The following is an 11,631-nucleotide window of genomic DNA, read 5'->3' as shown; positions in this document are numbered from 1 at the left end:
TCAGCGGACGCGGCCCCACCGTGCGGCGCCCGGATAGCCGGAGCGGGCCGGGCTTACCAGCAGGTATAGCCGCCATCAACCAGCACGACGCTGCCGGTCATCAGGCTGGACGCGCGCGAGGACAGGAACAGCGCCACCGACGCGATTTCCTCGACCTCGCCCAGCCGTCCCATCGGCGTGCCGCCGATCCAGGCGTCGTACATCTGTGGGTCGTCCTTGACGAAGGCGTTGAGCGGAGTGGCGATATAGGTCGGCGCCAGCGCGTTGACGCGCACGCCGCGCGAGCCCCATTCGGCCGCCAGCGACTTGGTCAGGTGGTGGACGGCGGCCTTGGAAGCGTTGTAGTACGACTGCTCCTGCGGCTTGTTGACGATGAAGCCGGACATCGAACCGATGTTGACGATGGTGCCCTCGCCTTTCTCCAGCATGTGCCTGCCGAAGGCGCGACAGCACCAGAAGGTGCCGTTGAGGTTGACGTCGACGACGTTCAGCCAGTGCTCGTCGGTGACGGCTTCGGCCGGCGTCTGGCTGCGGGCGATGCCGGCGTTGTTGACCAGGATGTCGACCTTGCCGTAGCGCGCGACCAGTTCGTCGGCCACCGCGGTCACGCGCTCCGAATCGGTGACGTCCATCTGCACGAACTCGGCCTCGACCCCCTTGCCGCGCAATTCAGCCAGGCCCTGCTCCGCCACAGCCGGGTCGTGGTCGGCGATGATCACCCTGGCGCCGGCCTCGGCGAGCGCTTCGACGATCGCAAGGCCGATGCTGCGGCCGCCGCCGGTGACGACCGCCACCTGGCCGTCGAGTCTGAACATGTCCAGATACATGGTGCCTTTCCTGTCTGCAAAGTGGATTGGGAAGAAAGCGGGCGCGGGCACGGGCCTCAGCGGATCGCCTGCCGGTTCGCGTCGAACCGGTGCAGGTGCGCCGGGTCCGGCAGCAGCGTGACTGCGTCGCCGGAGGCCACCCTCAGCTCGCCGGTGCAGCGCGCGTTTACGGGGCCGATCTCCGGGACGTCGACGTAGACGAAGGTGTCGCTGCCCAGGTGCTCGGCCTGGATCACGGTGCCTGGCCACGCTTCACCGGGACCCTGGGCGTCGACGCGGCCGTGGTGCACGCCGATGTGCTCGGGGCGGATGCCCAGCGTGCTCGCGCCGTGTCGCTCGGCCGGCGCGCCGGTGAGCAGGTTCATGCGCGGCGAGCCGATGAAGCCGGCGACGAACACGTTGGCCGGACGCTCGTACAGCTCCAGCGGCGAACCGACCTGCTCGATGCGGCCGGCCTGCAGTACCACGATCTCGTCGGCCATCGTCATGGCCTCGACCTGGTCGTGGGTGACGTAGACGGCGGTGGTCTTGAGCTGCTTCTGCAGCCGCGTGACCTCCATCCGCATCTGCACCCGCAGCGCGGCGTCGAGGTTGGACAGGGGCTCGTCGAACAGGAAGCCCTTCGGCTTGCGCACGATGGCGCGGCCGATCGCCACGCGCTGGCGCTGCCCGCCCGAGAGCTGGCCCGGGCGGCGTTCGAGGTAATCGGTGAGGTTGAGGATCTCGGCGGCCCTGGCCACGCGCTCTTCGATCTCGCCCTTGGGCAGGCCCGCCATCTTCAGGCCAAAAGCGATGTTGTTGCGCACGCTCATGTGCGGATACAGCGCGTAGGACTGGAACACCATGGACAGCCCGCGCTTGGCCGGCGGCAAGCGGGTCACGTCCTGGCCGTCGATCAGGATCCTGCCGCCGCTGACGTCCTCCAGGCCCGCGATCATCCTGAGCAGGGTGGTCTTGCCGCACCCGGAGGGGCCGACGAAGACCATGAACTTTCCGTCTTCGATCTCGAGGTCGGCGCCATGGATGACGGTGGTGTCATCGAAGCTCTTGCGCACGCCCTGCAGTGTGATACGTCCCATGAGTTCCTCGTTGCGATCTATTTGACGGCGCCGAACGTCAGCCCGTGCACGAGCTGCTTCTGGCAGAACCACCCCAGCACCAGGATTGGCGCGATCGCCATCGTCGATGCGGCCGACAGCTTGGCCCAGAACAGGCCCTCGGGGCTGGAATACGAAGCGATGAAGGCGGTGAGCGGCGCGGCGCTCGACGAGGTCAGGTTCAAGGACCAGAACGCCTCGTTCCAGGCCAGGATCACGCACAGCAGCAGTGCGGAGAACATGCCCGGCAGCGCCATCGGGGTGAGGACGTAGAGGATCTCCTTGCCGATGGTGGCGCCGTCCATGCGGGCCGCTTCCAGGATGTCCTTGGGGATGTCCTTGAAGTAGTTGAACAGCATCCACACCAGGATCGGCAGGTTGCTCAGGCACAGCACGATCACCAGGCCCAGCTGCGTGTCGAGCAGGCCCGAGTCGCGGTAGATCAGGTAGATGGGCACCAGCACGCCAACCGGTGGCAGCATCTTGGTCGACAGCATCCACAGCAGGATGCCGCGGGTGCGCCGGGTCGGGGAGAACGCCATCGCCCATGCAGCCGGAATGGCGACCGCCATGGCGAGCAGGGTCGAACCCAGCGCCACCACCACCGAGTTCCAGGCGTGGGCCAGGTAGTTGCTGCGCTCCTGGACGGCGATGTAGTTTTCCAGCGTCCAGTCGAAGAAGACGAACGACGGCGGCGTGGTGAACGCGTCGATCTCGGTCTTGAAGCTGGTCAGCAGCATCCACAGGATCGGGAAGAACACGACCAGGCCGACCGCCCAGGCGAATGCGGTAGTCAGGGCGAGCTGGAGGGGGGGCGTGCGGCGTGCCATTGCTCAGGTCTCCAGGTTCTTGCCGATGATGTAGACCAGGAAGATCGCGGCAATGTTGGCCAGCACCACCGCCACCAGGCCGCCGGCCGAAGCCGCGCCGACGTCGTACTTGAGCAGCGCCTGCGAATAGATCAGGTAGGTCAGGGTCGTGGTCTCCATGCCGGGCCCGCCGGCGGTGGTGACGTATATCTCCACGAACACTGTCAGCAGGAAGATCATTTCGATCAGGATGACGATGGTCAGCGGGCGCGCCAGGTGCGGCAGGGTCAGGTGGAAGAAGCGGTCGAACACGCCGGCCCCGTCCATCCGCGCAGCCTCCTGCTGCTCCTGGTCCATCGATTGCAGGGCGGTCAGCAGGATCAGGACGGCGAAGGGGAGCCACTGCCAGGCCACGATCAGGATGATCGAAAACATCGGATATTGGGTGAACCAGTCGACTGGCGTCAGCCCGAATGCCCCCCACAACCACGCAAGCAGGCCCGACACCGGATGCATCAGGAGGTTCTTCCACACCAGCGCGCTGACCGTGGGCATGATGAAGAACGGCGCGATCAGCATCAGCCGCACGATCTGGCGACCGATGAATACCTGGTCGAGCAGCAGCGCGATCAGCACGCCGAACACCGCGGTGATGGCCAGCACCGAACCGACCATCACCAGCGTGTTGGTCAGGGAAGACAGGAATGCTGGATCGCTGAGGAAATACCTGTAGTTGGCCAGGCCGACAAACGCTTTTTCAGGGTTCAGCAGGCTGTAGTTGAGTGTTGAAAACCAGATCGTCATCGCCAGCGGGACGATCATCCACGCCAGCAGCAGGATGACCGACGGCGCGATCAGGAATCGTGCGAGTTTCTGCGTCTGTTGCGTTGCCATCAGGCGCTTTCCGTTGATGCGTATGGACCCGGCGGCAGCCGGGACCGGCAGCCTGTCAGCGGACACCCCGGGTGCCGGGGAGGGGAGGTAGCGTCCCGGGGTGTCCGCCGCAGGACTTTAAAAAACCGGGACCGGCCCGTGGACCGGCGGGGGTTGCGCTTGCGTCGTCGCGCGGCTTGTTCAGCGCGCCTGCTCGACGCGCTTGCTGTCGTCGCGCCTACTTCGGATACCCCGCGCGCTTCATCTCGCGCTCGGTGGTCTCCTGCGCACTCGCCAGCGCCTGGTCCACGCTCACCGAGCCGGCCAAGGCGGCCGAGAACAGCTGCCCGACCGTGGTGCCGATGGACTGGAACTCGGGAATCGCCGCGTACTGCACGCCGATGTAGGGCACGGGCTTCACCGCGGGGTTGCGCGTGTCGGCGCCCTCGATCGCGGCCAGGGTCTGCGCCGCGAACGGCGCCGCCTCGAGGTATTTGGGATTCTTGTAGAGCGAAGCCCGGGAGCCGGGCGGCGCGTGGGCCCACCCTTCCCGCTCGCCCACCAGCTCGATGTACTCGCGGCTGGTCGCCCAGGCGATGAAAGTCTGCGCCTGTTCGACCTTCCTGGAGCTGGCGGGGACGGCGAAGTTCCACGCCCACAGCCAGCCGGTCGTCTTGCCCTTGCCTGCATGCGGGGCCGGGGCGAAGCCCACCTTGTCGGCGACCCTGGAATCCTTCGGGTCGCTGACGAACGAGGCCGCTACCGTAGCGTCCACCCACATCGCGCACTTGCCCGCGTTGAACAGCGCCAGGTTCTCGTTGAAGCCGTTCGACGCAGCGCCCGGCGGGCCGGCTTCGCGCATCACGTCGACGTAAGTCTGGATGGCGGCTTTCCACTCGGGCTGGTCGAACTGCGGAGTCCAGTTCTCGTCGAACCAGCGCGCCCCGAAGGCGTTGCCCATCCCGGTCAGCAGGGCCATGTTTTCGCCCCAGCCGGCCTTGCCGCGCAGACAGATGCCGTACACGCCTGCGTCCTTGTCTGTGAGCCTGGCGGCCGCGTCGGTCACGAATGACCACGACGGATCTTCAGGCATGGCCAGGCCGGCCTGCTCGAACAGGTCGGTGCGGTACATCAGCATCGAACTCTCGCCGTAGAACGGCGCGGCATAGAGCTGCCCGTCGAAGCTCGCGGCCTCGCGGATCTTGGGCAGCAGGTCATCGACGTCGTACTCCGGCCCGAACTCCAGCGGCTTGAGCCAGCCGCGCGCGGCCCAGATCGGAACCTCGTAGGTGCCGATGGTCAGGATGTCGAACTGGCCGCCCTTGGTGGCGATGTCGGTGGTGACGCGCTGGCGCAGGACGTTCTCCTCCAGCGTGACCCACTCGACCTTGATCCCCGGATGCTTCGCCGTGAACTCCGGCGTCAGCTTCTGCATCCGGATCATGTCGGCGTTGTTGAGCGTGGCGATGACCAACGTCTCAGGCTTGCCCGGCGTGCCGCTTTCGCGGGACTGGCCGCATGCCGCCAGTCCCGCGGTGATGACCACCACGAGCGCGCCTTTGGTCAAAGTGCCCATTGCGTATATCTCCAATATCATTTCGAACAATTGCCCGTCGTATGCACACATACTCACAACAGGCCGAATTTGTAAAGTATTTGCCCGCCTTCGCAACCCAGACCGCCGGGATCAGTTCCCGAGCGGCAGCGGCTCCTGCGTGGCCGTTGGCAGTGATACGCCCAGCACCCGCGCGAGCGTCGGCGCGACCTGGCGTGCATCGATCCTGCCCAGGTTCCTGCCCTGCTCCACGCCCGGTCCCGTCACGAATAACGAGGAGTTCATTTCCGGATGCGTGTTGCGATATCCATGCGCACCCGTCGTGCGTGCCTGCGGCCGCAAGACTTCGCCCGTCAGCGCCTTGCCCATGGCGAAGCCGCCCTTGGCGTCCACCATGAACGACGCTTCCTCGAGCGCGCCGTCGCGCACCGCCGCTTCGCCGCGCAGCACGCTGGCCACGCCGCTGTCGGGGTCGCGCTCCAGCGCGGTGAGGATGGCATCGACCGCGCGGTACGTCGCCGCGTCGTCCTTGTCCTTGAGCACCACCGAGGCGCTGCCCCCCGCGCTCCAGGCATAGGCCTTCCACGAACCCAGCTCCCCTTGCGCGTCCAGTTCGATCAGCCCGGCATCCGCGAACGCGGCATTGAGGTTGATGGTCGCGTTGACCGGATGGAAGCCGTGGTCGGAGACGACAACGATGGTCGAGTCCGGGTATACGGCGCGCTGGGCCTCGATCAGGCGCGCGATCATCGCGTCGATCTTCTCCAGCGTTCGCCGCGCCAGGTCGTTGGTCTCCAGCGGACCCCGCTTGTGCTGCGCGCTGTCGAGGTTGGTGATGTGGATGCTCAGCAGCTGCGGCCTGCCCTGCTCGATCATCGCCAGCGCGATCTTCGTCAGCTTCTCGTCGAACGACCACTCGTCCGGCGTATCGGTCGGGTCGAACATCCGGTTGGCGCCGTCCACCGTCTCCAGGAAGCCACGCGGCGTACTGACCGCGTGCAGCACGTGGTCGTCCGACGCCCGGTTTTTGGTGCGCCAGTACTCGGGCACGTTGTAGTCGATGGCTCGATGGCCCACGCTCACCGGCCACAGCACGCTGGCGGTGGTCAGTCCGCCAGCCTTGGCGGCGTCCCACAGGGTGGGCACGCGGATCTGCGATGCGTACCAGTTCCAGGCGCCCTGTTCCAGGCCCTCCGGATCGAACACGGTGTTGCCGCGGATGCCGTGTTCGTTTGGCGCGACGCCGGTGATGATCGAGGTGTGGTTGGGATACGTGAGCGTGGGCGTGACGTTGACCACGCCGGTGGAGTACGTGCCCCTCTTCACGAACTCGCGCAGGGTCGGAACCTCGACGCCGAACCGCTGCGACTCGATCACGTAGCTTGGATGGAGACCGTCGATCGAGATCAGCAGAACCGCAGGCTTGCCTTCCTGCGCACTGACTGCGGGGGCGACCGCGAGCAGCGCGGCAAGGGCGAACCTGAGCATGGAGCAGATATTCATTGGCTTCCTGTTGATTGGCTTCGTTCGTTCAAGTGGGCCGGTGCCCGCGACACGGCTGCATCAGCGGCCGCGTGCAGAATCCTTGCGCAGGAATCCGATCACCCCGAGCGGGTCGTTGGTGAAGATCGCGTCGTAGCCGAACGTCAGCGCCTCGCGCCAGTCTTCCTCGTTGTCGATCACGCCGGAGAACACCAGGACGCCATCGCGCTGGAACTGCCTGACCTGCGCCGGCGTCGTCGTCCGGGCATCCAGCACAATGCAGGTGGCGTGCAGCTCACGCAGCGTGGCGTCGTAATCATGGCTGTTGCGCGGCACGCCCAGCGGGCAGGTACGCACCTTGGGATTGAGCTCGTGCATCGCGGTAATGGTGCGCCAGTCGAAGGACTGCAGGACCACGCGATCCTCCAGACCGTACTTGCGGATCACCTGCTCGAGCTTGGCCGCGTAGAGCGTGGTGTCGACCGGCTCTCCGGGCGAACCCGGCTTGGGCAGCTTGGTCTCGATGAAATACTTGATCCGGGCGTTGTCGCGGAAGGCTTCGAACACCTCCGCCAGCGTCGGCATGCCCGCGGCACGCTTTTCCGCATCCGGATAGATGCTGCGCGAGCGGCTGCCGCAATCGAAGGCGCGGCTCTGTTCCAGGGTCAGATTGCGCACGGGCTTGGGGATCAGCCCTTGGCCGGCCGGCGCGGAACAGAAGGCCGGATTGATGTCCTGGTCGTGGGTGACCAGCAGCGCGTTGTCGGCGGTCATCTGCAGGTCGAACTCCAGGTACTCGACCCCGGCTCTGGTCGCCTGCTCGAACGCGTACAGCGTGTTCTCCGGCCACAGCAGCGCACCGCCGCGATGGGCCACGACCTCGGGCGTTTCGGCCGAGGCCGCTGCCGAGGCGGCAAGCAGCATCCCCGCCAGCACAATCGACCGGACCGGCCTCATGGTTTGCCTCCTTCCTGTTTCATGAAGGCCACCATGTCCTCCGGGCGGTCAGTCAGGAACAGCGTAGCGCCCGCGTCGAGCAGCCGGCGGTACTGCGCGTGCCGCTCCTGCTTGGGCAGGCTGTCGATCTCCCAAAGGGTTTCTGTGGTCAAGCGCGTACCCGGCGGCCGCGGCGCGGCGTGGAAGGCGGCGAAGAACTCCGGCGTGGCGCGGTACCAGAGGAAATAGCCCGCCGGGTTGTATCGTGCAAAACCCATCAGGTCGGCCAGGTCGTTCGGCCGGCACGAGGCAGGCGCGCCTTCCGAGCAGTCCTGGATGCGCGGTACGATCACCAGCACCTGGCCCACGGAAGGATCGGGCTGGTCCGCATCATCCGGCGAACCGGTCACCCAGGCCGTGGCCTGCCCTTCCATGCCGAGCTTGCGGATCATCGCGGCGACTTCGGCGTGGGTGGCGTCCTTGATGTCCAGGTGCACGATGAAGCCGTGCTGCCTGGCTGCCAGCAGCATCTCTTCCAGGGTCGGCAGCGGCTCGTCCGTGACCACCACGCTCGGGCCGCCGTTGCCGCGGCGCAGGCGCAGCTTGCGCAGCTCTTCCGCAGTATGGTCGGCCACCCTGCCCTTGCCGTTGGTGGTGCGCTCGAGGGTGGTGTCATGGATCGACACCAGCACGCCATCCTTCGACTTGCGGATGTCCAGTTCGATGCCGTCGATGCCCTTGCCTGCGCAGGCATGGATCGACGCCACCGAGACCTCCGGCGCCGGGCCGACGCAACCGCGATGGGCCACGACCAGCACGCGCTCGGGATCGCGCAGCTTCTGCGCCGGCCCGTCCGCCGGCGCAGCCTGCGCGAACCCCGCGCAGGCCAGGGACACCAGGCCGGCGAGCGTCGGCCCGGTCAGCAGGGATGCAGTGCTGAGCCTCATCAGAAATCCGCCTTCAGGGTGACGAAGTAGTAGCGTCCGATGGCATCCATGTAGTTCGCGCCGTAGTTGGCGTTGGCCGAGTCGGCGTTAAGGTGTGGAGATGTCGTGTAGGCACGCAGCGTCGGGTGCTTGATCTTGGTGTCGGTCAGGTTCTTCACCCCCAGCGAGATCGAATAGCCGGCGGTCGGGTACCAGCTGACATTCAGATCGTGCTGCCAGTATTCCGGCACCCACGGCAACTCGCGCGTCTCCATTGACTGGTCGGTCCGCGAATACAGGCCCTTGCTGGTGTAGCGGGTGTTGAGCGCGAAGCTGAACTGGCCGACGTCGTACCGGTTCATCAGGTTGGCCTTGAAGTCCGGGTACTGGAACTGGCCGGCGCGATCCGTGCCCTGGCTGCCACGCTGGGAGATGATGCTGCGCTCCAGGTTGCGCGTGCCGCTGAACGCGACGCGGTAGCTGCCCGGGCCCAGGTCGAAGCGGTACTGGGCGCCGAAGTCGATGCCGCGAGTCTTGCGGCCGGCCAGGTTGGCGTACTGCGCCTGCACATAGTCCACCTCACCGACCTGGTGTCCCTCGCCCGACGTGGTGTGACGATGCACGAACTGGCAATAGCCCATGTCGGGGCCGCCGCTGGCGTTGACGCAGTTGTTCATGATCGTGCCGTACGCGATCGACGTGATCACGTTGTCGATGTCGATCTCCCAATAGTCGGCGGTCAGGTCAAGACCGCGGACGAACGAGGGCTGCCACACCACGCCGTAGGAGAACGAGTTCGAGGTTTCCGGCTCGAGATCCGCGTTGCCGCCGGTGAGCACGCTCGGCGTGTTCTGATTCGGCCGCGGCAGGGGCCCCGTCCACCCTGGCACGGTCGCGGCGCAGTTCGCGGCACGATCGTTGTCCTGGAGAATCAGCACTTCCTGGCAGGGGTCGGAGATGTGGCCCATCGTGACCATGCTGACCGGCGAGTGCAGTTCGCCGAAGTTCGGCACGCGAATGCTGTAGCCCTTGACAGCGCGCACGTTCACGCCCTGGAAGGGCGACCAGATCATGCCGAGCTTCCAGGTGTTGGTCGACGGATTGTCGCTGTAGTGCGAATAGCGGTACGCGGCCTCGAGGTCGAGCTTCTGGGCGAACGGCAGGTCGCTCAGCACCGGCACCACCAGCTCACCGTACACCTCCGACACCTTGCGCTCCGCGCTCATGTCGGGGTGCAGGCCGTGGTCGTTGCCCGGCGACCAGATGATGTTGTTGAGCTTGACTGTGTTCGGGTCGTCGCGCGTATCGAGCTTCTCATGGCGCCACTCCGCGCCAGCCGCAAAACGCACCGTGCCTGTAGGCAGGTCAAACAGCTCGCCATTGAAGCCGATGCCGACGTTGAGCATGCTGTTCTGCGTCCGCTCGTAGCGCTCGTGCGGCATGACGTAGTTCAGCCACTCCTGGCTGGGCATCTCCGTGCTGAACAGGTCGGTGGGCACGCAGCCGGCGCGCCGGGCGATCGGGTCGGCGCAGATCGGGGCGCCGGCGGCGTCCACCGTCACGTCACGCGCCAACAGCCACTCGTTGTGCCCCACCATGTTGGTCGTGGTGATGTCGTCCTCGACCGTGCCCCAGCGCAGGAAGCCCTTCCAGTCGATCCGTTCGCTCAGCGGACCCGACAGGTCGGTGCCGAAGCTCACCGCCTGGCGGCGATGGATCTCGCGCGACATCGGCAGATGCGAATAGTGCCGGCTCATGGGCAGCTCGGTCATGTCCTGGTCCAGCATACGCTGGCGCAGCGAATCAGGCAGGAACGGGTCGGACAGTCGCGCCACGAGGCCCGGATAGGCCACCCCGGTGTCGGGATCACGTCCCCACCAGTTCACCTGGCGGATGTCGTCGCGGTGCCCCGGCCACTGGGCGTGGCCGCTGACGTAGGTGCGCGCGTAGCCGAAGTTCGTGTTCCAGATCAACTCCGGCGTCACCGCGAACTCGAGGTTGGCATAGAGCGAACTCTTCTCCGACTTGTCGCGGAGCAACATGTAGTCGTAGATGCCGAACGCCGTATCAGGCCCCCCGTCCTGTTGGCCGGTGTCGTTGTTGGTGATGGAGCGGTAGCTGTCGCGAGGAATGTGACGCACCTGACCGTCGATCAACTGGTACCAGTCGCCGTCGATGGCGTTGGTGCCGCAGGGCGCCTCGCCCTCATATTCGCACCAGGTCGGGTAGGGGGACCGGTAGAACTGATGGAAGTCGATGATGATGTTGTCCGGGATGCCGTCATCCGGACCGGTATTGTCGGGATTGGCTGCATAGACCATTCGGTCGCTGGAGCGGTCCAGCAGCGGGATGTCGTCGGTGTACACGTAGTTCGCACCAAACACGAGGTGCGCCCGGTCATCCAGGAAGTTGAGGCCCGAGGCCGCCGAGATGTGCGTCTGGCGCGCATCGCCCTGCTCGGACAGACCCGTGGTCAGCGAGAGCGAGGTGCCGTCCATGCGCTTCTTCATCACGATGTTGACCGCGCCGGTGACGGCGTCAGCGCCGTAGATCGCGGACGCGCCGCCGGTGACGGTCTCGATACGCTCGATCAGCGCCGAAGGAATGGTGTTGAGGTCCACCGCCGCGGTACGCGCACCACCGGACACCCAGCGCAGGCCGTCGACCAGCACCAGCGAGCGGTTGGTCCCCATGCTGCGCAGGTCGATGTTGGCCACGCCCTTGTCGAACTCCTGGCCCATCGAGTTCATTTCGCCCACGCCTGGGCCGATCGCGGGATTGAGCTGCAGCGCGTCGTACACGCTGAATCGGCCGGTGTCCTTCATCTCGTCGAAGTCCACGACCGAAATGGGCATCACCGATTCGAGCTCGGGACGGGCGATGCGGCTGCCGGTGACCACGACGTTGTCCAGGGTCTGGGCGACTTTGCTATCAGTGCCCGTGGCCTGGGTGGCCGGCTGCTCTTGCGCCGCCGCCGTGGGGGCGAGCGCGACAAGCAGGGCCGCCGTGAGCAGATGCTTCTTTGGCTGGATGCGGAATACTTTCATTTGATTTCTCTCTCCCAAGAAATGAACAAATGCCCTCGTTGTGCGCATATGCTCATGTTACATAAGTGTTGTAAAGCAC

Annotated in this window: 9 protein-coding genes; all 9 read right to left on the bottom strand. The window is 65.8% G+C overall.

Going from position 1 to position 11,631, the window contains the following annotated elements; genetic code table 11:
• Positions 1–53 precede the first annotated feature (53 nt).
• On the bottom strand, positions 54–827 hold the full coding sequence (locus ACW5DW_RS04820; RefSeq protein ID WP_457017620.1) for an SDR family NAD(P)-dependent oxidoreductase: 774 nt from the start codon (positions 825–827) through the stop codon (positions 54–56).
• 56 nt (positions 828–883) lie between these two features.
• Positions 884–1,906: an ABC transporter ATP-binding protein gene (locus tag ACW5DW_RS04815; RefSeq protein WP_457017619.1), complete on the bottom strand. Its 1,023-nt coding sequence runs from the start codon at positions 1,904–1,906 to the stop codon at positions 884–886.
• 17 nt (positions 1,907–1,923) lie between these two features.
• Positions 1,924–2,754, bottom strand: a complete 831-nt coding sequence (locus tag ACW5DW_RS04810; protein ID WP_457017618.1) for a carbohydrate ABC transporter permease — start codon at positions 2,752–2,754, stop codon at positions 1,924–1,926.
• Positions 2,755–2,757: 3 nt separating this feature from the next.
• Complete coding sequence (locus ACW5DW_RS04805; protein WP_457017617.1) at positions 2,758–3,627, bottom strand: carbohydrate ABC transporter permease; 870 nt, start codon at positions 3,625–3,627, stop codon at positions 2,758–2,760.
• A 217-nt stretch (positions 3,628–3,844) separates the two neighbouring features.
• The gene (locus tag ACW5DW_RS04800) at positions 3,845–5,182 is read right to left on the bottom strand and encodes an ABC transporter substrate-binding protein (RefSeq protein ID WP_457017616.1); all 1,338 of its coding nucleotides are present in this window, start codon (positions 5,180–5,182) and stop codon (positions 3,845–3,847) included.
• 111 nt (positions 5,183–5,293) lie between these two features.
• Positions 5,294–6,664 carry an alkaline phosphatase family protein gene (locus ACW5DW_RS04795; protein ID WP_457017615.1) on the bottom strand — a complete coding sequence of 457 codons (1,371 nt, stop codon included), beginning with the start codon at positions 6,662–6,664 and terminating at the stop codon, positions 5,294–5,296.
• A 60-nt stretch (positions 6,665–6,724) separates the two neighbouring features.
• Positions 6,725–7,600: a glycerophosphodiester phosphodiesterase family protein gene (locus ACW5DW_RS04790; protein ID WP_457017614.1), complete on the bottom strand. Its 876-nt coding sequence runs from the start codon at positions 7,598–7,600 to the stop codon at positions 6,725–6,727.
• A complete protein-coding gene (locus ACW5DW_RS04785) occupies positions 7,597–8,526 on the bottom strand; it encodes a glycerophosphodiester phosphodiesterase family protein (RefSeq protein WP_457017613.1) in 930 nt (309 codons plus the stop codon). The genes ACW5DW_RS04790 and ACW5DW_RS04785 overlap by 4 nt, the downstream gene beginning before the upstream one ends.
• Positions 8,526–11,552, bottom strand: coding sequence for a TonB-dependent receptor domain-containing protein (locus tag ACW5DW_RS04780; protein ID WP_457017612.1), 3,027 nt, complete (start codon positions 11,550–11,552; stop codon positions 8,526–8,528). Before ACW5DW_RS04780 ends, ACW5DW_RS04785 begins: the two co-directional genes overlap by 1 nt.
• Positions 11,553–11,631 lie beyond the last annotated feature (79 nt).

The organism is Luteimonas sp. A482 (assembly GCF_054072655.1).
The sequence above is the reverse complement of the archived record's forward strand: the minus strand, read 5'-3'. Positions and strand labels throughout refer to the sequence as shown.

What these genes read in the sequence shown, in the direction of transcription:
- ACW5DW_RS04780 (WP_457017612.1), bottom strand. Translation starts at nt 11,552, where the DNA reads ATGAAAGTATTCCGCATCCAGCCAAAGAAGCATCTGCTCACGGCGGCC.
- ACW5DW_RS04795 (WP_457017615.1), bottom strand. Translation starts at nt 6,664, where the DNA reads ATGAATATCTGCTCCATGCTCAGGTTCGCCCTTGCCGCGCTGCTCGCG.
- ACW5DW_RS04785 (WP_457017613.1), bottom strand. Translation starts at nt 8,526, where the DNA reads ATGAGGCTCAGCACTGCATCCCTGCTGACCGGGCCGACGCTCGCCGGC.
- ACW5DW_RS04815 (WP_457017619.1), bottom strand. Translation starts at nt 1,906, where the DNA reads ATGGGACGTATCACACTGCAGGGCGTGCGCAAGAGCTTCGATGACACC.
- ACW5DW_RS04800 (WP_457017616.1), bottom strand. Translation starts at nt 5,182, where the DNA reads ATGGGCACTTTGACCAAAGGCGCGCTCGTGGTGGTCATCACCGCGGGA.
- ACW5DW_RS04810 (WP_457017618.1), bottom strand. Translation starts at nt 2,754, where the DNA reads ATGGCACGCCGCACGCCCCCCCTCCAGCTCGCCCTGACTACCGCATTC.
- ACW5DW_RS04790 (WP_457017614.1), bottom strand. Translation starts at nt 7,600, where the DNA reads ATGAGGCCGGTCCGGTCGATTGTGCTGGCGGGGATGCTGCTTGCCGCC.
- ACW5DW_RS04805 (WP_457017617.1), bottom strand. Translation starts at nt 3,627, where the DNA reads ATGGCAACGCAACAGACGCAGAAACTCGCACGATTCCTGATCGCGCCG.
- ACW5DW_RS04820 (WP_457017620.1), bottom strand. Translation starts at nt 827, where the DNA reads ATGTATCTGGACATGTTCAGACTCGACGGCCAGGTGGCGGTCGTCACC.